Source organism: Cupriavidus sp. PB-02, assembly GCF_058252315.1.
This window is the reverse complement of record NZ_CM177694.1, coordinates 2,597,283-2,616,854: the sequence shown is the minus strand read 5'-3', so window position 1 is coordinate 2,616,854 and position 19,572 is coordinate 2,597,283. Positions and strand designations below refer to the sequence as shown.

Annotated in this window: 16 protein-coding genes; 5 read left to right on the top strand and 11 right to left on the bottom strand. The window is 65.8% G+C overall.

Going from position 1 to position 19,572, the window contains the following annotated elements; all coding sequences use genetic code 11:
- Positions 1-7 precede the first annotated feature (7 nt).
- From AC10V3_RS12270 to AC10V3_RS12235, 8 genes are all read right to left on the bottom strand, one after another.
- Positions 8-808 (bottom strand): transporter substrate-binding domain-containing protein, encoded by an 801-nt coding sequence (locus AC10V3_RS12270; RefSeq protein ID WP_022535534.1) that lies wholly within the window; start codon positions 806-808, stop codon positions 8-10.
- A gap of 173 nt (positions 809-981) precedes the next feature.
- The gene (gene gabT, locus AC10V3_RS12265) at positions 982-2,274 is read right to left on the bottom strand and encodes a 4-aminobutyrate--2-oxoglutarate transaminase (protein ID WP_022535533.1); all 1,293 of its coding nucleotides are present in this window, start codon (positions 2,272-2,274) and stop codon (positions 982-984) included.
- Positions 2,271-5,228 (bottom strand): FAD-binding and (Fe-S)-binding domain-containing protein, encoded by a 2,958-nt coding sequence (locus tag AC10V3_RS12260; RefSeq protein ID WP_041681082.1) that lies wholly within the window; start codon positions 5,226-5,228, stop codon positions 2,271-2,273. Before AC10V3_RS12260 ends, gabT begins: the two co-directional genes overlap by 4 nt.
- A gap of 428 nt (positions 5,229-5,656) precedes the next feature.
- Positions 5,657-7,138 (bottom strand): NAD-dependent succinate-semialdehyde dehydrogenase, encoded by a 1,482-nt coding sequence (locus tag AC10V3_RS12255; RefSeq protein WP_022535531.1) that lies wholly within the window; start codon positions 7,136-7,138, stop codon positions 5,657-5,659.
- Positions 7,139-7,163: 25 nt separating this feature from the next.
- Positions 7,164-8,807, bottom strand: a complete 1,644-nt coding sequence (locus AC10V3_RS12250) for an ABC transporter ATP-binding protein (RefSeq protein WP_022535530.1) — start codon at positions 8,805-8,807, stop codon at positions 7,164-7,166.
- Positions 8,808-9,689 (bottom strand): ABC transporter permease, encoded by an 882-nt coding sequence (locus AC10V3_RS12245; RefSeq protein ID WP_490922268.1) that lies wholly within the window; start codon positions 9,687-9,689, stop codon positions 8,808-8,810.
- A gap of 31 nt (positions 9,690-9,720) precedes the next feature.
- Positions 9,721-10,677, bottom strand: a complete 957-nt coding sequence (locus AC10V3_RS12240) for an ABC transporter permease (protein WP_490922267.1) — start codon at positions 10,675-10,677, stop codon at positions 9,721-9,723.
- Positions 10,674-10,838, bottom strand: a complete 165-nt coding sequence (locus tag AC10V3_RS12235; protein ID WP_490922265.1) for a hypothetical protein — start codon at positions 10,836-10,838, stop codon at positions 10,674-10,676. Before AC10V3_RS12235 ends, AC10V3_RS12240 begins: the two co-directional genes overlap by 4 nt.
- Before the next feature lie 440 nt (positions 10,839-11,278).
- Here AC10V3_RS12235 and AC10V3_RS12230 point away from each other — a divergent pair, with 440 nt between their 5' ends.
- From AC10V3_RS12230 to AC10V3_RS12220, 3 genes are all read left to right on the top strand, one after another.
- On the top strand, positions 11,279-12,100 hold the full coding sequence (locus AC10V3_RS12230; protein WP_490922264.1) for a GNAT family N-acetyltransferase: 822 nt from the start codon (positions 11,279-11,281) through the stop codon (positions 12,098-12,100).
- A gap of 5 nt (positions 12,101-12,105) precedes the next feature.
- Entirely contained in the window at positions 12,106-13,044 is a 939-nt protein-coding gene (locus tag AC10V3_RS12225) for a 2-hydroxyacid dehydrogenase (RefSeq protein ID WP_349607180.1), read from the top strand.
- A gap of 97 nt (positions 13,045-13,141) precedes the next feature.
- Positions 13,142-13,636: an Lrp/AsnC family transcriptional regulator gene (locus AC10V3_RS12220; RefSeq protein ID WP_013956719.1), complete on the top strand. Its 495-nt coding sequence runs from the start codon at positions 13,142-13,144 to the stop codon at positions 13,634-13,636.
- On the opposite strand, the gene AC10V3_RS12215 is transcribed toward AC10V3_RS12220, so the two are convergent.
- Both AC10V3_RS12215 and AC10V3_RS12210 read right to left on the bottom strand, forming a co-directional pair.
- Positions 13,600-14,055, bottom strand: coding sequence for a helix-turn-helix domain-containing protein (locus tag AC10V3_RS12215; RefSeq protein ID WP_490922263.1), 456 nt, complete (start codon positions 14,053-14,055; stop codon positions 13,600-13,602). The two genes, AC10V3_RS12220 and AC10V3_RS12215, sit on opposite strands and share 37 nt — an antisense overlap.
- Before the next feature lie 137 nt (positions 14,056-14,192).
- Positions 14,193-15,092: a LysR substrate-binding domain-containing protein gene (locus AC10V3_RS12210; protein WP_022535523.1), complete on the bottom strand. Its 900-nt coding sequence runs from the start codon at positions 15,090-15,092 to the stop codon at positions 14,193-14,195.
- Between the two features lie 87 nt (positions 15,093-15,179).
- Here AC10V3_RS12210 and AC10V3_RS12205 point away from each other — a divergent pair, with 87 nt between their 5' ends.
- Together AC10V3_RS12205 and AC10V3_RS12200 are read left to right on the top strand one after the other, a co-directional pair.
- Positions 15,180-16,376 (top strand): threonine synthase, encoded by a 1,197-nt coding sequence (locus tag AC10V3_RS12205; RefSeq protein WP_041681079.1) that lies wholly within the window; start codon positions 15,180-15,182, stop codon positions 16,374-16,376.
- A gap of 20 nt (positions 16,377-16,396) precedes the next feature.
- A complete protein-coding gene (locus tag AC10V3_RS12200) occupies positions 16,397-17,368 on the top strand; it encodes a tripartite tricarboxylate transporter substrate binding protein (RefSeq protein WP_022535521.1) in 972 nt (323 codons plus the stop codon).
- A gap of 635 nt (positions 17,369-18,003) precedes the next feature.
- Here AC10V3_RS12200 and glnA read toward each other — a convergent pair.
- Positions 18,004-19,479 carry a type I glutamate--ammonia ligase gene (glnA, locus tag AC10V3_RS12195; protein ID WP_022535519.1) on the bottom strand — a complete coding sequence of 492 codons (1,476 nt, stop codon included), beginning with the start codon at positions 19,477-19,479 and terminating at the stop codon, positions 18,004-18,006.
- Positions 19,480-19,572 lie beyond the last annotated feature (93 nt).

Here is a 19,572-nt window from a genome sequence, read left to right as displayed (position 1 = left end):
GCCAGGCTTATTTGCCGAGCCACTTGGCCGCATGCACCTGGTAGTCACCGCCTGCCCTGGCCAGGTGCAGCCATTGGTCGACAAAGCCCTTGAATACCGTGTCCCCGTTGGGCAGCAGGAAGGCCATCTCCGCGTATTGCAGCGGCTGCTCCGGGTTGATGGCGCAAAGCTCCGGATGAATCCGGCTTTGCGCCACGGCCTCCGCCGCCTCGGTGACAAAGACATCGGCCCGGCCGGCGATCAGTTCGTCGAAGATGGTGAGGTTGTCGCGGTGGACGGTGAGCTGGGCACGTTGCAGCCGCGTCTTGGCAAAGCGCTCGTTGCTGCCGCCGGGATTGGCGATGACGCGCACCTCCGGCCGGTTGATGGCCTCGACGCTCTGGTACTTCGCCGCATTCTCGCAGCGCGCGATCGGCGTCTTGCCGTTGACCATATAGGGCGCGCTGAAGAAGGCGAGCTTCTGGCGCTCCAGCGTGACCGAGATGCCGCCGGCCGCAATATCGCATTTGCCCGCGACAAAGTCGGGCATCAGGTTCGCCCAGGTAGTCTTGACGAATTGCGGCCTGGCGCCGAGCGCCGTCGCGAGCGAGCCCATCAGGTCCACATCCAGTCCTTCGAAACTCCCGTCCGGGCGCTGGAAGCTGAAAGGCTTGTAGTCACCCGGCGTACATACGCGCAGGGTGCCGCTCTGGGCGACCCGGTTCAGGGCAGACGGTGAGGTGGGCGGGTTCGTTGGTACGGCGGACACCGTTTGTGCCGCAGCCACGGACGACAGCAGCGCCAAGACTGGCGCAATCAGGAATTTCACGTGTTAGCTCCCATGCGAGGACTCGATACGGCGGCTCCCGATGGCGTCGCCGCGGTCACGCTCCCTGCAGCCTCGGCTGGTATGCGGGACAGGGGCGGCCTCCAGGCGGAGGCGTCCCAATCATACTTCGCCCGGGCCCGCTGTTGTCCGCCGGACCCGGCGAGGGCGGCGTATTACCGGGCCTCGTTGCTGGTTTGCGCAATCGCGGCGCGCAAGATCTCCAGGGCTTCCTGCGCCGTTTCCGAGGAGGTGTTGAGCGGCGCCAGCAGGCGCACGTTGTTCCGATGCACGCCGCACTTGATCACCAGCAGGCCGCGCTCGCGGCAGCGGTCGATCACTGCTTGAGCGAATGTCGCGTCGGGCTGGAACGGATCGCTGTCCTTGACGAACTCCAGCGCCAGCATCGCGCCAACGCCGCGCACGGTCCCGATGGCGGGAAACTCGCGCGCGAGCTGGTCGAGCCCCGCGCGCAGCGTTTCAGCCAGTGCGAGCGCACTGGCGAGCAACTGTTCTTCCTCGAACAGGTCGAGCACCGCCAGCGCTGCGGCGCAGGCGAGCGGATTGCCCGCATACGTGCCGCCCAGCCCGCCGGGTGCCGGCGCGTCCATGATCTCGGCACGCCCGACCACGCCGGACAGCGGCATGCCGCCGGCCAGGCTCTTCGCGACCGTGACCAGGTCCGGCTGGATGCCCGCATGCTGGAAGCCGAACATCTTGCCGGTCCGGCCGAATCCGGCCTGGATCTCATCCAGGATCAGCACGATGCCATGCTTGCGGGTCAGCGCGCGCAGGGCCTGCAGGAACTCGTTGCCGGCCGGCAGGAAGCCGCCGTCGCCTTGCACCGGTTCCAGGATGATGGCCGCGATGCGATCCGGGGCGATCTGCGTGGCAAAGAGGTCTTCCAGTGCGCGGATCGCATCCGCGCCGGAGAAACCGCGGAATTCATCGGGATAGGGCGTGTGATAGACGTCGCCGGCCAGCGGTCCGAAGTTCTGCTTGTACGGCGTGCTCATGCCGGTCAGCGTCGAGCCGAGCAGCGTGCGCCCGTGGAAGCCGCCGCGGAACGCGATGATCCCCGGCACATTGCGGTAGGCGCGCGCGATCTTGACCGCGTTCTCCACCGCTTCCGCGCCGGTTGTCGCGAACAGCGTCTTGTAGTGTTCGGCGCCGCCGACCAGCTTGTTCAGCCGCGCGGCCAGCTCGACATAGACGTCATAGCCGACCACCTGGAACGCTGCGTGCGTCACCCGACCCAGTTGCCTGCGCACCGCCTCGACGACCTTGGGGTGGTTATGGCCGATATTCTGCACGCCGATGCCGCCGACGAAATCGATATAGCGACGTCCTTCCACATCCCACAGGAACGAGCCTTCGGCCTTGTCGGCAAAGATCGGATGGGCGGTGACGACGCCATGCGGAACATGTTGGGTGCGGGCCGCGATATGGGCCTGGTTGGACTGGGTCATTGCGTTACGCCTCTTTCAGGTTCCGCGAAGTCGGTGTCGCGGTGTGGTTGCGAAGGGTTGGAGTCGGCAAGGATCTCTGCGAGGTGGCGCGGTTCGCGTCCGGTCAGCTTGCGGATCTGGGTGCGGCAGCTGAAGCCGTCCGCGGCAACCAGCGCATCGGCCGGGAGTGCGGCAAGCTTTGGCTGCAGCGTGCTCTCGCCAATCCGCCGCGACAGCTCGGCTGTCTTGCGGTGATAGCCAAAGGCGCCGGCCATCCCGCAACAACCGGTGTCGAGGACGCTTGCGCCAAGCTGGCGCTCCGCCGCCGTGCCGCCGCAGGCGCGGTGATGGCAGTGGGCGTGCAGGTGGACCTCGGCATCGTTGTCCAGCGCCATGCCGGCGCGGGTGGCGAACTCGGCCATCGTGACCGTCAGTGCTGCCAGCGCTTTGGCGCGCGGGTCGTCAGGCAGCAGGGCCGGCATTTCATCCCGGAACACCGACAGGCAGCTTGGTTCCAGCACCAGCACCGGAACGCCGGCGGCAATCGGCGCGGACAGTACGTCCAGGATCTCGAGCAGGTTGCGGCGCGCCTGGTCCAGCATGCCGACGTCATAGAACGGTCGGCCGCAGCAGACGTGGCGCGTGCTCAGCCGCGCGTTCCATCCTTGCCGCTCGACCACCGCGACGGCGGCCTCGAGCACATGCGGGGTGAAGCCGTTATTGAAGGTATCGGTCCATATGACGACGTCGCGCTGGCCGTACGGCCGCGTGCCGGCCTGCCGCAGGCGTGTCGCTGTGCCGGTGCGGCGGAATGCGGTGGCGGCGATCTCGGGGAACACGGCCGAGCGCGCCAGGCCGAAAGCGTGGCCAACGCGCCGGGTCAGCGGATTGCGCATCAGGGCATTGAGCAGACCAGCCGCGCGCGTGGCCGTGGGCAGCCATTGCCCCAGGCGCCCGATTGCGGCATCCATTGGCGCGCGCAGGCGCCGCTTGTAGTAGCGATACAGGAACTCGCTGCGGTACTTGGGGATATCGACATGCGTCGGACAGTCGTGCTTGCAGCCCTTGCACGACAGGCACAGGTCCATCGAGTCCTTGACCGCCTCGCCGTCACGGGTCTCGCTGATGACCTCGCCGTTGAGCATCTCGAAGAACAGGCGTGCGCGGCCGCGCGTGGCGTAGCGCTCTTCACGGGTGGCCTTGAAGCTGGGGCACATGGTGCCGCCATCGAGCGACCGGCACTTGCCCATGCCGATGCAGCGCTCGGTTTCGCGGCCAAAGCCGGTGCCCGGGCCATCGCCCATCGGGTAGGTGAAGACGCTGGTTGCCTGATCCTGCCGGTATGACGGACCCATGCGCAGGTTGGCGTCCACCGGCATTGCATCGATCAGCTTGCCGGGGTTCATCAGGCCGTTCGGGTCCCAGATGGCCTTGAACTCGCGGAATGCCTGCATCAGCCGGGGCGTGAACATCAGGGGCAGGAACTCTCCCTTTGCCTGGCCGTCGCCATGCTCGCCGGACAATGAGCCCTGGTACTTGACGACCAGCGCGGCGGCTTCCGCCAGGAACCGACGCCAGTCGCCAACGCCTGTGGGGGAACGCAGGTCGAAGGTGATGCGCGAATGAATGCAGCCATCGCCAAAGTGGCCGTACATATTGGTCTTGTAGCCATAGTGTTCGACCAGGGCGGAGAATTCCCTCAGGTAGGCGCCAAGCCGGGCCGGCTCGACCGCGGCATCTTCCCAGCCCACGGTGGGATCGGGTTGTCCGGGAACGGTCGACAATGACGTTGCCGAAGCCCCGGTCTCGCGGATGGCCCAGAGGCGTCCCATCAGCGAGGGATCGTCGACCAGCCTTACATTCGGCTGCGTAGGGAACGAGCGTGCCGCGCTGGCGGCGCGGGCCGCCAGTTCGCGGGCCTGGTCGCGCAGGGCAGCACCGAACTCCACCATCAGCCAGGCATTGCCGGCCGGCAGCTCGGCGATGTCGTCGAGCTTCAGTCCGAGTTGCTTCAGTCCGCCGATGATGCCGGTGTCCAGGCCTTCCATTGCGATCGGTCCGAGCGGCAGCAGCTCGGGCACGCAGTCGGCGGCATCGAAGATGGTATCGAAGCCGAGCACCAGCAGTACGCGCTCGGGCAGTCCCTCCACCAGCGACGTGTCGGCACGCAGCACGGTAGCGCAGGTCCCCTCGGACCCCACCAGGGCGCGGGCGATGTGGAAGCCGTTTTCCGGCAGCAACTGGTCGAGGTTGTAGCCCGAGACACGGCGCTTGAGCCGCGGGAAGCCGGCGCGGATATCGTCCGCATAGCGCTCGGCCAGTTCGCGCAGGGACTTGACGATGCGCGCCTGTTCCCCGCCTGCCGCCAGATGTTCGGCATACGCGGCCTCGTCGGTGGCGCCGACCCAGAAGCGCGCGCCGGTGGCGGTCACGATCTCCAGTCGCTCGATGTTCTCGACGGTCTTGCCAGCCATCACCGAATGGGCGCCGCATGAGTTGTTGCCGATCATGCCGCCCAGCGTGCAGCGGCTGTGGGTGGCCGGATCCGGGCCAAAGGTGAGGCCGTGCGCAGCGGCGGCCTGCTTCAGGTGGTCGCAGATGACGCCGGGTTGCACGCGGCCGATGCGTTGGGCCGGATCGACCAGCTCAACCGCGTGCAAGTACTTGGAATGGTCGATGCAGACAGCAACGTTGACCGACTGGCCGCTCATCGAGGTACCCGCGCCGCGCGGCACCATGGCCACGCCGAGCTCGCCGCACAGGCGCACGGTGGTCTCCAGGTCTTTGACAGACTTCGGAATGACGACGCCAAGGGGGACCTGTCGATAATTCGAGGCTTCCGATGCGTAGATGGCGCGCGTGACTGCGTCGAAGCGCACTTCCGCCGTGGTTTCGGCTTCCAGGCGCGTGCGCAATCGCAGCAGCGCATTGAGGTCGGCGGGGGCACTGGGCTGGCGTTGGGGCATCGCTTTCATGGAATTCGTGGGCGGTACGGTCGAAGCCTGCTGGGGTTCTATCGCCAACGCTTTCTGGCAATCACCGGGACCAGTATAGGGACGAGGGTCGTCGCGCTCTTACCGAATTCTGGGCCTGGATCAGCAGTGAATTCTGTTGTGGCGGGAGGAACAGCAGTTCCTTCGATGGGATGGATGAGGAGCTTGCTGGGGGGCTCTAAATGCAAAGCGGCCGGCTTGCGCCGGCCGCGGGATTGCTGAGAGACTTTTATGGGCTGCCGGTTTGCGCCCCTCTCCCGCTTGCGGGAGAGGGGCGGGGGAGAGGGCAGGCGGTGGCATACCACAGCGCTTGACTTCGTCGACATGCCGGCCCTCTCCCCAACCCTCTCCCGCAAGCGGGAGAGGGAGCACCCAAAAGGTAGTTCAAGACCCGGTGGCTTCGCGACAGCTCAGTCCAGCAGCCCCTGGCAGACGTACTTGATATGCATGTACTCTTCGAGCCCATAGCGAGACCCTTCGCGCCCGTAGCCCGAGTCCTTCACGCCGCCAAAAGGCGCCGCTTCCGCGGCCAGCGCTCCCTCGTTGATACCGACAATGCCCGACTCGAGCGCATCGGCAAGGCGCCAGATCCGCCGCACGTCATTCGAGTAGAAATACGCCGCCAGCCCAAACGGGGTCGCATTTGCTGCCGCGACCACGTCCGCCTCGGTACCGAAGCGCGTGACCGGCGCAACCGGCCCGAAGGTCTCCTCGCAGGAGCAGTCCATGGACGCATCCACGTCGGCCAGCACGGTGGGCGCATAGTAGTTCGGCCCCGGGCACTGCTCGTTGCGGATGCGCTCGCCGCCAACGACCACGCGCGCACCGCGGCTGACCGCGTTCTTCACATGACGCTCGATCTTGTCGACCGCCCGCGCGTTGATCATCGGACCGATCTGCGCGGCGGGATTGGTGGCAGGGGCGACTACCAGCGCGCCAACGCGGGCGGCAAGCTTGTCGACGAAGGCGTCATGCACCTTGTCCTGGACATAGATGCGGTTCGGGCACACGCAGGTCTGCCCGCCGTTGCGGAACTTGGAAACCATCAGGCCGTCGACGGCGGCGTCGAGGTCGGCATCGTCGAACACGATAAACGGGGCATTGCCGCCCAGTTCCAGCGACAGCTTCTTCAGTGTATCGGCGGAGCGGCGCGCCAGGTGCTTGCCTACCGGGGTCGAGCCGGTAAAGGTGATTTTGCGCACCCGGGCATCGTCCAGCCATACGTCGACGACTTCGGCCGCGCGCTCGCGCGAGGCGGTGACGATATTCAGCACGCCCGGCGGCACGCCCGCCTGTTCCGCGAGCCTGACCAGCGCCAGCGAGGTGAGCGGCGTATCCTCGGCAGGTTTGCACACTACCGTGCAACCGGCCGCCAGCGCCGGCGCGATCTTGCGCGCGATCATCGCAGCCGGGAAGTTCCACGGCGTGATCGCCGCGATGACGCCAACCGGCTCGCGCAGTGCCAGCATGCGCCGACCGGGGACCGGCGCGGCGATCACGTCGCCATCGGCGCGGGTGGCTTCTTCGGCAAACCATTCGACATAGCTCGCGGCGTACAGCACCTCGCCTTTGCCTTCCGCCAATGGCTTGCCCTGCTCGCGCGAGATCAGGCGGCCAAGGTCTTCCACATGGCTGACGATCAGGTCGTTCCAGCGCTTGATGATCTGCGCGCGCTGCTTGGCCGGCGTTTTGCGCCAGCTTGGGAACGCTGCGTGCGCGACATCGACGGCGCGGCGTGCGTCCGCCGCACTGCTATCCGGTACCGCCGCAAAGACTTCATCCGTCGCGGGGTCCGCCACGGACAGTGTGCGATCGTCGGCCGCGCCGCACCATTCGCCGCCGATATAGTTGCGGCCGGGAAGCAAGGTCTGGTTCTGTAGGGACAAAGGCATGAACAAACTCTCCTTAAGAATGGGGTCAGGCGGTGGCAGCGGTGGCCACTGCGCCTTCGCTATGGAGATCGACTTCATCGATCCAGCCGCGGCGCAACTCGGGCACCGAGCGCGCCAGCAGCGCGTAGTAGGGGTGGTGCGGACCGCGGTCGTAGTCCTGGTGCGCGACCTGGGTCAGCTTGCGGCCATGCTGCATCACCACGATCTCGTCGCAGATCGAGCGCACGGTGTGCAGGTCGTGGCTGATGAAGAGATACGAGACACCCAGCTCCTTGCGCAGCTCGGCCATCAGGTCGAGGATGGCCGCGCCGACCACGGTGTCCAGCGCCGAGGTGATCTCGTCGCACAGGATCAGCTCAGGATCGGCCGCGAGTGCCCGGGCCAGGTTCACGCGCTGCTTCTGCCCTCCGGACAGGCCACCGGGCGTGCGCTGGGCCACGCCGATCGGCAGCCGCACCAGATCGAGCAACTGGCGAATCCGCGCCCGCTGGGCTTCGCCGCGCAAGCCGTGGAAGAACTGCAGCGGCCGCGCCAGGATCTCCTCGATGGTGCGCGCGGGATTGAGCGCGGTGTCGGCCATCTGGAACACGATCTGGATGCGCCGCAGCTCATCGCGGCTGCGTTCGGCCACTGTCGGCTTCAGCGGACGGCCGTTGAACGCGATGCTGCCACAGCACGGCGCCACCAGGCCGGCAATCGCGCGCGCCAGCGTGGTCTTGCCCGAACCCGACTCGCCGATGACGCCGATCGCCTGGCCCCGGTACAGCTTCAGGCCCACGCCCTCCAGGATCTTCGAGGCCGGCTGCCCGTGCGCATCGACGGCACCGTAGCCGGCGGAAAGATCGCGGACCTCGAGCAGCAGGGGGCTCTTGTCCGGGTCCACCGGCGCGCCGGGACGCTCGGTCGGCCGCGCCGCGGCCAGCAGGCAGCGCGTGTAGTCGTCGGCGGGCTGGTACAGGATCTGGTCGGTCTCGCCCAGCTCGCGCATCTTGCCTTCGCGCAGCACCAGGATGTGGTCCGCCACCTGGGCCACCACGGCCAGGTCGTGGCTGACATAGACCGCGGTGGTGCGGCGTTCCTGCACCGCGCGTCGGAACACGCGCAGCACTTCGACCTGCGTGGTGACGTCCAGTGCCGTGGTCGGCTCGTCCAGGATCACCAGGTCGGGATCGGTGATCAGGGCCATTGCGGCCATCAGGCGCTGTAGCTGGCCACCGGAAACCTGGTGGGGGTAGCGCTCGCCGATGGAATCAGGGTCGGGCAGCGCCAGTTCGCGGAACAGCGCGACCGCCTTCTTCTCGGCAGCCTTGCGATCCATGAGCCGGTGGATCAGCGCCGGTTCGACCACTTGGTCCATGATGGTGCGCGACGGGTTGAACGAGGCCGCCGCGCTCTGCGCGATATAGGTGATCTCGCGCCCGCGCAGCCGGCGCTGTTCGCCCGGCGACAGGTGCAGCACGTCGGTGGTGCCGACCCGGATGCTGCCGGAGATCTCGCAGCCGTGGCGCGCGAAGCCCATCAGCGCCAGCGCGGTCGTGGTCTTGCCCGAGCCGGACTCACCGATCAGTGCCAGCACCTTGCCGGGCTCGATCTCGAAGTCCACACCATCTACCAACGTCGCCTGGCCTGCGGTGATGCGCAGATTGCTGACCTTTACGGACGTGCCCATTTATTTGACTCCGTTACGTGCCGAGCGACCCGGCAGGTTGTCGATAACAAGGTTGACGGCGAGGGTCAGGCTGGCGATGGCCAGCGCCGGCGCCACCACGGCCATGCTGCCTTCGGACAGTGCCCCGATGTTCTCGCGCACCAGCGAACCCCAGTCGGCATCGGGCGGCTGGATGCCCAGGCCCAGGAAGCTGAGGCTCGCGAGCAGCAGCACGACGTAGACGAAGCGCAGCCCCAGGTCAGCCAGCATGGGGCCGAGGATGTTCGGCAGGATTTCCTGCCGCATGATGTAGGCAGTGCCTTCGCCGCGGGTGCGCGCGACGGTCACGTAGTCCATCGCATTGATGTTGACCGCCAGCGAGCGCGCGATGCGATAGGCGCCCGGGATGTAGATGATCGCCGCCGTGAGGGCGAGCATCCAGACTGACGAACCGAAGGCCGCGACCATGATCAGCGCGAACATCTTGCTCGGGATCGCCGTGAGCGTATCGAGGCCGCGGCTCAGGCCGGCATCGATCCAGCGGCCGCTGACGGTGGCCAGCAATGCCAGCGTGATGCCGATGCCGCTGGCGCACAGGGTCGAGACCAGGGCCACGCAGACGGTGTAGCGCGCGCCCAGGATCACGCGCGTCAGCATGTCGCGTCCCAGGTAGTCGGTGCCGAGCCAGTGGTGGGCACTGATCGGGCCGAAGACCTGGATCTCGCCCGTGGGCGTGGCGTCAGCGTTGATCAGGATCGGGCCGAGGATGGCGGCGAACAGCCAGCCGATAAGGATCAGGCAGCCGATCCAGCCGATTCCCAGCCTGGGCAGGCGCGGGCGGCGACCGCCTTTTTGGGGGGCACTCACGGCGGCGGTGGCGTGCGTGTTGGAGGTAGTGGACATGAGTTGCAGCTCCTGCATGGCGTTCAAGGCTTCAGCGGTGGCGCAGACGCGGATTGGCGACGATGCCGCACACATCGGCAAGCGTGACGAGGATCAGGTACGCGCAACAGAAGATCATGGCGCACACCTGGACTACGGGCATGTCGCGCTGGGCGACGCTGTCCACCATCAGCTTGGCGATCCCCGGGTAGTTGAAGATGGTCTCGATGATGATGACGCCGCCAAGCAGGTAAGACAGGCTCAGCGCCACGGCATTGGCAATCGGGCCGATGGCGTTGGGCAGGGCGTGGAACAGCACCATGCGGGTGGAGGAGGCGCCCTTGAGCCGCACCATCTCGATGTAAGGCGCCTTGAGCTGGTCGATCACCGCCGCGCGGGTCATGCGCAGCATCTGCGCGATGATCACGCAGCACAGGCTCAGCACCGGCATGGCCAGCGAACGCAGGATCTTGTCCCACGAATCTTCAGCGCCGACATAGGCGAGCGCCGGCAGCCAGCGCAGGTGGACCGCGAACAGCAACACCGCCAGCGTCGCGACCAGGAACTCCGGCACCGAGACCACTGCCACCGCGCCCAGGCTGACGCTGCGGTCAAACCAGGTGCCGCGGTAGACCGCCGCCAGAATGCCGAGGCCGAGCGCCACCGGCACCGAGATCAGCGCGGTCAGGCCGGCCAGCAGCAGCGATTGGGGCAGGCGGCTGCCGATGGCTTCCGACACCGGCATGCGCGTGACCAGCGACTCGCCGGCGTTGCCGGTCGCCATGCCGCCCAGCCAGTGCGCGTAGCGCACCGGCGCGGGGACATCGAGCCCCATCTGGGTACGCAACGCAGCCAGGGCTTCCGGTGTGGCGTCCTGTCCGAGTTGCTCCTCCGCGGCATCGCCGGGCAATACCGCGGTGATCGCGAAGACGATGGCCGAGACGGCCAGCAATGAGATCAGCGCCATGCCGACGCGCCGCGCCAGCAGACGCAAGATGAACCGGTTCATGGTGTCTCTCCTTTCCCCTTGTTGCAGCCGTCGATGGTGGCAATAAGGCGCGGTATGCCGGCACCGATGCGGCAGCCGCGGCGCGGCGTCTGCAAGGCGCTGATGATCGGGGTAAATTCGGCAGGGCCGCTGAGGCCGTCGAATGGCTTCTTGTCTGACATGGCAATAGCTCCTGGTGGGGGCCGGAGTTCTGGGGATCGCGAAAGTGCAAGCTCAGGACCATGCGGCGCGGGGGCAGGCTGCTGCTGCGGCAGCACGGCGCGCAGCGTGTCATTTCCCTGCCATTGAAGCATGTGCGACCGATGGCTTTGTGGGGTATTGCAAGCCGTGGCAGTAAAACCTGCGGTTTCGCGTGGGCGGTTTGGCATTGCCTGCCATGCGCACTGCGTGCGTGCATGTGCACCGCAACAATCTTCGGGATTACCCTAGGCATGGCACAGCGTCGGTGCATCGTCCGACGCAGCAAATTTTTCCTATCCGCGTCTTGCCTGTTCATCGCATCATCAGGGCTCTCTCTTTTCGTCCGGCGCTGGCCTTTACTGCAATGAACTCCGCGCAGCTCCCACTCCATGCAAGCGATGGACCGCCTGCCATCCGCGTGATGGCACAGTCCGATCTGCCCGTCGCGCTTTCGCTTTCCGAAGATGTACGCTGGCCGCATCGTCTCAGCGACTGGAAGACGCTGTTCCAGATGGGCGAGGGCCGCGTTGCCGAAGTCGGCGGCGCGGTGGTCGGTGTCGGCATGCGCTGGCTGTGGGACGAGCGCGGCGCGTCGGTCGGGCTGCTCGTCGTCGCCCCGGCCTTCCGCGAGCGGGGAATCGGCAGCGCGTTGCTGGAGGCGCTGTGTGCCGGCCTGGACGCCCGCACCGTGCTGCTTCACGCCCCCGGGAAGCTGCATCGCTTCTATGCGGGCATGGGGTTCGAGCGCATCGGCGAGGTGCGTCAGTACCAGGGCAAGGCGTTGCCGGCGCCGTTGATGGCACTACCTGATGGCTGCCGCCTGCGGCCTGGCGGGCGCAATGACCTGCAACTGCTGGTCGGCATGGAGCAGGGGGCCCGCGGTGTTGCACGCCCGTCCCTGATCCAGGCCTGGCTGCGCCAGTCGATTGGCACGGTGGTGCTCGATCACTCCGACGGGCCCCGCGGCTTCGCGATCCTGCGGCGCTTTGGCCGCGGCGCGATGGTTGGCCCCGTGGTTGCACCCTGCGCGATGGCGGCCAAAGCCATGATCGCGCACCTGGCCGGCCTGGTGACAGGCCGCGTACTCCGCCTGGACGTTCACGCCGATGGTGAACTCGAGGACTGGCTCGGCTCCCTGGGCCTGGCGCACGTCGCCGACGCGACCGTGCTGGCCCGCGGCACCCCGGCTTCGCCAACGGCACCATTCCTACCCTTTGCGCTGGCCGACAAGGCCCTCGGATAGAAACAATGCATCAAGACACGACATTTCTGTACAAGGCGGATCCCGTGCGTGGCCGGGACTGGGCCAAGGTCTTTGCGCGCGAGGCGCCTGGCATCGATTTCCGCATCTGGCCCGATATCGGCGATCCCGGGAAGGTCCGCTACCTGGCGGCCTGGGAGGCGCCGGACCGCATTGCAGAGCGGTTCCCGAACCTGCAGGTACTGTTTTCAACGGGGGCCGGCATCGACCAGTTCGACCTGGACGCGCTCCCTGCGCACGTACCGCTGGTGCGGATGATCGAGCCCGGCATCGTCGACGGGATGGTGGAGTACGTCGTGTTCTCGGTCCTTGCGCTGCATCGCGACATGCCGGCTTACCGGCGGCAGCAGGCGCAGGAAGCGTGGAGGCCCCTGCAGGTGCGCGCGGCACACGAGTGCCGCGTCGGCGTGCTTGGTCTGGGCTCGCTGGGGCAGGCCGTGCTGGAGCGGCTGCGGCTGTTCGGGTTCGATTGTGCCGGCTGGGCAAGGTCGCCGCGCAGCCTGGAAGGGGTGCAGTGCTATGCCGGCCCGCAGACCCTGGACGCGTTCCTGGCCCGCACCGATGTCCTGGTTTGCCTGCTGCCGCTGACAGATGAAACACGTGGAGTATTGAGCGCTCGCGTGTTTGACGCCCTGCCAAATGGGGCGGGGCTGGTGCATGTCGGGCGCGGGCAGCATCTCGACGATGCCGACCTGCTGGCCGCGCTGGATTCGGGGCAGATCGGCGATGCCATTCTCGACGTCACGCACCCAGAGCCGCTGCCTGCCGGCCACCCGTTGTGGCGCCACCCCAGGGTCTGGCTCACGCCCCATATCGCCAGCATGACGCAGCCGGGCACGGCGGCGCGGGTCGTGCTCGACAATCTGCGCCGCCTGCAGCGCGGCGAGCCGCTGATCGGGCTGGTGGACCGTGCGAAAGGGTACTGAAAGGCGATGCGGTGCCTCACTTTCCGGGCGTGCCCCGATTGCCCTCGCCGAACCATGCGGGGACAATGTGATTCAGTCATTCCAGTCTTGAAAGCCCATGTCCGCCCCCATCAAACTTGACCGACTCGACCTCCGCATCCTTGCCCAGCTGCAAAAGAACGGCCGCATGACCAACGTCGACCTCGCCGATGCGGTGGGTCTTTCCGCCAGCCCATGCCTGATTCGCGTCAAGCGGCTGGAGCAGGCCGGCTATATCGGCGGATACAGCGCCCAGATCCGGATGGACAAGCTGGGCGATATTCTTACGGTGTTCACCGAGATCACGCTGGAGGACCACCATCGCGAGGACTTTGCGCGCTTCGAGAAGGCGGTGTGCGCGGTGGACGAGATCGTCGAATGCCACCTTGTCAGCGGCGGCTATGACTACCTGCTCAAGTTCATCACCCGTGGGGTCAACCACTACCAGGAACTAATGGAAAGCCTGCTGGAGCGCAATATCGGCATCGAGAAGTACTTCAGCTTCATCGTGATCAAGTCGCCTTTCATTAAGACGCACTATCCCATCGAACGGCTGTTTCCATCAGCAACCTGAGCCCTGGGCATTGGCAGGCTGCGGCCGGCATTCCCGGGGAGCGGTGCGCTGGCCGTCTGGAACTGCCGTGGAGTCATGCCGCAAACGCTCTTCAGGCAGCGAGTGAAGTGGCTCTGGTCATAGAACCCGCACTCGTGCGCCGTCAGCGCCGGAGAGTGGCCCTGCCTGAGCAACCATTGCGCGCGCCGGATTCGCTTCAGGCTGATGTAGCGATGCGGCGTCATGCCCACCGTCAGCCGGAACACGGTCACGAAGCGCCCGACGCTCAGCTGGACGAGGTCGGCCAGCAGCGGCAGCGGCAGCGGTTCGCCCAGGTGCTGGTGAATGTAGGCGAGCGCGGCGCCCAGGCGGGGATGGGCGTGCTCGTCCGCAGTGGGGCCGGCGAGGGGCGGCTCAGAGGATGCAACGGTCGTGGACATGCTATCGAGCATAAGTGCAACGTTGCCATGCATCACGCTGATCTTGCCGCGCCAGTCCACATCGAATTGCGAACTGCTTTGTCCGGAACGCAGAATCTGCGGTAGGGGTGCAGCCGGGCTGATCTTACGGGTATGCGCTAGGTGGCCAGCACGTCCGCAACCGGGCGGCGGCACAGGGCGACGAATTCCTGCGCGGCTCGCGATTGTCCCTGTCCCGGGTGGAAGGCGAGCAGGGCACGAAAATGAAAGGCTGGGGCAAACGGTACTGCGCGCAGCCCCAGCGCCGCATACTCGCGCGCAACCAGCGGGTTGGTGATCGCCAGGCCAGCGCCCGCCAGCACCAGCGCGCATTGCGTCGCACTGTACGGCGTCTCGGCGACAAAACGGGCTGATTTTCCGGCCGCGGCGAATAACTGCTCAAGCCGCCGCTGCGCGGGATCGGATGCCGACAACGCTATCAGTGGCGCATCCTGCAGATCGCGCGGCTCGATGCGGGCGAGGTGGGCGAAGGGATGCGTGGCCGGCACGGCGCACACCGCGGGCGCCTCATAGAACGCCGAGGCCACCAGCCCACTAGTGTCAGCCTCGTCGCCCATAAACGCGAGGTCCAGTTCGCCCTGCAGCAAGCTGGCGCGCAGCGCGAGCGAACTGTCCACCACCAGCTGGCAGCGGATGCGCGGATAGAGATGCAGGAACTCCGACACCACCGCGGGCATGATGCTGGCTGACATCGCGTGCAGGGTGCCTACGCGCAGCACTGAATCCTCGTGCGAGCGAAGCATGTCGATCTTGCGCTGCACCATGTCAAGGCCGACATAGACGCGCTCGACCTCCGTCATCAAGGCGTGCGCTTCAGGTGTCGGGACCAGTCGGCCCTTGAGCCGGTCGAACAGCTTCAGTCCTGACCCGCCCTCCAGCTGGAGCAGCAATTGCGTGACCGCCGGCTGACTGATGTGCAGCGCGGTGGCGGCGCGCTTCGCCGAACCGAGCAGCATCACCATGCGGAATATTTCGATCTGACGTGCGCTGATGCTCATGGGCAAATCTGACGGTATAAGTTTTACTTAATTATTGCACCTGACGCATGACGGTGCAGGGCGAGCAGTGGCGCTAACATCCACCGCATGCAAACATCCTTTCAACCACCATCCGAAATACGCGCCACGGGCCGCGTGCGCCGCAATGAGCGCCTCGCCGCCTTGCGCTGTATTGCATGTCACACCCAGTATCCCATAGCCGACATGCCGAGGGGCTGTCCGCGCTGTGCCGGGGCGGGACGTCCGAGCAGCGTCGAGGCGGTCTACGCTGGCGCGCCATTGCCGCTTCAGCCGAAAAGCCAGGGTTATATGTGGGGGGCATGGCTGCCCTATTCGGATGGCATTTCGCTGGGCGAGGGCAATACACCTTGCCTCGATGTGCCCGTGCTCGCGCGAACCCTCGATGTCGAGCAGTTGTGGATCAAGCACGAGGGCATGAACCCGACCGGTTCACACAAGGACAGGATGTCGGCGCAAGCCGTCAGCCGTGCCCTGCACGTTGGCGCCGGGCTTGTCGTGCTGGCGTCCAGCGGCAACGCGGCGGTTTCGGCGGCGGCGTACTGCGCCGCCGCGGGCCTTCCCTGCGAGATCGCCACCTATCGCGACCTGCCTGCGCCGTTCGCGCGCGCCCTTCACGAGTACGGCGCGATGCGCGTGGCCTTCGACAGCGGGCACGCGCGCTGGGAACACGTACGGCGGCGCGTGGAGCGCGACGGCGCTTTTGCCGTGACCAACTACTGTGTGCCGCCTGTCGGCAGTCCGGTATTCGGTGTCGAGGGATACCGTGCCGTGGCGCTTGAGTGGGTGGCCCAAGGCGTCCGGCCGGACCATGTGCTGGTGCCGACGGCGCGGGGCGACCTGCTCTGGGGCGTCTACAGCGCGCTGCGCGACCTGGTGCATGGCGGCATGCTCGCGCGCATGCCGCAACTGTGGGCGGTCGAGCCGTTTGCGCGTTTGTCGCGGGTGCTGGACGGCGTGGCGCTCCAGTCCGAATTCGAGGGTCGGACCGCGCAGTTTTCCACGGCGGGCACCACCGTCACGCTGCAACAAGCAATGGCGGCCCGCCTTTCCGGCGGGGGCGCGGTGGTGGTCGACGATCGCGCCGCAGCGGAGGGTATGTCCCGCCTGGCGAAGGCCGGCTTTTGGGTCGAGCTGTGCGCCGGCGCATGCTACAGCGCCGCCAGGCAGTTGCGCTGCGCAGGGCGTATTGCGCCGTCCCAGCAAGTGCTGTTGCTGCTGACGGCCAAGGGCGACCGCGACCCGTTCCCATTCGATTCCCTATGAACTTCCCAAGGAGTGTTGGCATGACGATTCGCAGCATCATCGCTTCGCTGCTCTTTCTCGCCGCGGCTTGCAGTAGTGCTGCGCTGGCGGCGTATCCGGACAAGCCGCTGCGGCTGATCGTGCCATGGGCGCCAGGCGGCAGCACCGACGCCCTCGCACGTGCCATCGCGCAGCGCATGAGCCAGACCATGGGACAGACCGTGGTGGTCGAGAACCGCTCCGGCGCCTCTGGGCGGATCGGCCTGGAGATTGCCGCCAAAGCTCCCCCGGACGGCTATACCCTTGCGGTCGTGGAACTGCCGCACGCGATCGCTCCCGCCGTTTTTACGCAGATGCCGTACGACCTGGTGCGAGACTTCGCGCCGGTTTCGCTCATCGGTGAGTCGCCGCTGATCCTATTCGCCGACAGTGCTCGCTACAAGACCGGCGACATCCAGCGTTTTCTCGCCGACGCACGCAAGGGCGGTGATGCGCCTCTGCTCATAGCGACTAGCGGCAACGGTTCCATCAGCCACCTTTCCGCAAAGATGCTGGAGGCGCAGGCCAGTGTGAAGGTGGATCCGGTCCCCTATCGGGGTTCGGCGCCCGCGTTGAGCGATGTTGCGGCGCAACTGGTCGGCGCGCACTTCGCCACGCTGGCCAGTGGCAGCAGCTTGCTGGGCGCTGGCAAGGTTGCCGCGTTGATGGTCACGAGCACGTCGAGGCTGACGGCGCTTCCAGCGGTGCCAACGGCCATGGAAGCCAGGCTGCCCGGCATGCAGCTGAGCCAGTGGTGGGCCATCGTGGTGCCGGCCGGGACGCCGCCGGACATCGCGGCGCGACTGAACATGGAGGTCAACCAGGCGCTGGCGTATGGACCGACACGCGACCGGCTCAGTAGCCAGGGCGTCGAGCTGAAGGGTTCCTCACGCGAACAGCTCGCTGCGTTCATGCGCAGCGAGATCGCCCGGTGGGCCAAGGTGGTGCGGGAGGCCGGCATTCAGCCGGAATAACGGAGCAGGGATTAGCGTGTCAATCCTGCGTGGACTCGGTCCGCTCCCGTATCCCGACCGAACGGTCGGACATAACCGTCGGCCCGGCCGCGATGCGGGAGTGAAAAGTGGCGACCGTTGAAGCATGCCGTAATGCGTGCCGCGACCTGCAACAGCGCGTCTCGTATTGATCAGAGCCGAGTGATCAACTAACATGGACTTTCCGGGCGCGAAGAGCAAGTGCCCGCAGGCCAGATCTTGCCTCACCAGGACAAGGTCTCTGCCGCCAACTCCCCGTATTAAGAAGTCCCGCTGCAAAACTACCCCCATTTGCTGAGGAGACGCCTGTGCTGAGTCATCATGAGTTCGCTACTCTCGTACTCGTAAACGACAGCGCTGATGCGCGTGAGTTGGACCGAACGGATGTGGAGATGCTGCTCACGCATCAGTTGATTACGCTTGAACGCCTCGGACCAGACCACAGCCGTCCTCAGGTGACAATCCAGGGGTACCATTTTCTCAAGGCTTTGGGGCGCATTCGCGCCAGAAGCCGTCCAGCTTATCGGGCGTCTTGTCAGTGAATTGCTGTGGCAGTGCAAGCAGTGCCATCGCCATTCTCGACACCCGTGCCTGAGTTGGCATGGGGCGCACGGTGATCAGATGTCAAAGTAGAGTTGGAACTCCCACGGATGTGGCCGCAACTTCAAGGTATCGATCTCGTGCGTGCGCTTGTAGTCAATCCAGGTCCTGATCAGGTCTTCAGTAAAGACATCTCCCTTTCGCAGGAACGCTGAGTCGGCTTCCAGCGCGGCAAGCGACTCTTCGAGGGACCCTGGAACCTGCCGGATGCCGGCGGCTTCCTCTGGTGGCAGGTCATAGATGTTCTTGTCGAGCGGGTCGCCGGGGTCCGTCTGGTTTTCAATGCCGTCAAGGCCGGCGAGCAGCATTGCCGAGAAGGCGAGGTAGGCATTGGCGGACGGGTCAGGGCAGCGAAATTCAACGCGTCTGGCGCTTGGTGAATCCGAAACCATTGGAATCCTGGCTGCGGCGGATCGGTTGCGCTGCGACATGGCCAGGTTGACAGGTGCCTCGTAGCCAGGCACCAGTCGCTTGTAGGAATTTGTACTCGGTGCACAGAACGCCATCAGGGCGGGCGCATGCCTGAGCAGGCCGCCGATGTACCAGCGGCACATCTGGGACGTCTGCGCCCAACCGTTCGCGTCATAGAAGAGGTTCTCGCCGCCGCGCCAGAGGCTCTGGTGGCAATGCATGCCGCTCGCGTTGTCGGCAAACAGGGGCTTGGGCATGAATGTCGCGACCTTGCCGTGTCGGCGCGCAACGTTCTTGCAGATGTACTTGTACATCATCACGTTGTCTGCCATGCGCGCCAGGCGTGCGAAGCGCATGTCGATTTCATTCTGGCCCGCCGTAGCGACCTCATGGTGATGCACCTCGACCTGGATGCCGGCCTGCATCAGCGCGAGTACGATTTCGGAGCGGATGTCCTGAAGCGTATCGCTTGGCGGCACGGGAAAGTATCCTCCCTTATAGCGCTGCTTGTAGCCAAGATTGCCTCCGCCATAGGCACCTTCGTCACGGCCCGAGGCCCAGTCGCCTTCGGCGGATTCGACATAGTAGTAGCCTGAGTGCTGGTCCTGCCCGAAGCGAATGGAGTCGAAAATGAAGAATTCCAGTTCGGGGCCGAAGTAGCAATCGGTGGCAAGACCGGTTTGCTGCAGGTACAGCTCCGCTTTCCGTGCGATGTAGCGCGGATCGCGCGAGTACGGCTGGTGCAGGACAGGATCCAGCACGTCGCAGATCAACACCAGCGTTGGTGCCGTGCAGAACGAGTCGATGAATGCCGTGGCCGGGTCAGGCCTGACCAGCATGTCGGACTCGTGAATCTCCTGGAATCCACGAATGGACGACCCGTCGAACCCGATGCCGGTCGAGAACAGATCGTCGTTGATTTCCGGCAGCGTGATCGAGAAGTGCTGCCACACTCCGGGCAAGTCGGTGAACCTGAGGTCAACGACCTGGATCGCGTGCTTCCTGATCAGATCGATGACTTCACCGGGGTTTTGCGGCAGCGCAAATTGATAGCTGCCGGGTTCTATCGAGACCATGCCCATGACTGCCTCCCTCGTCTGCCCGCGGCATAGTCCAACATTAGCCTGTCAAATTCCGAATGCAAAGTGCCTATAGCAACCCGTTGCAGTCTGCCC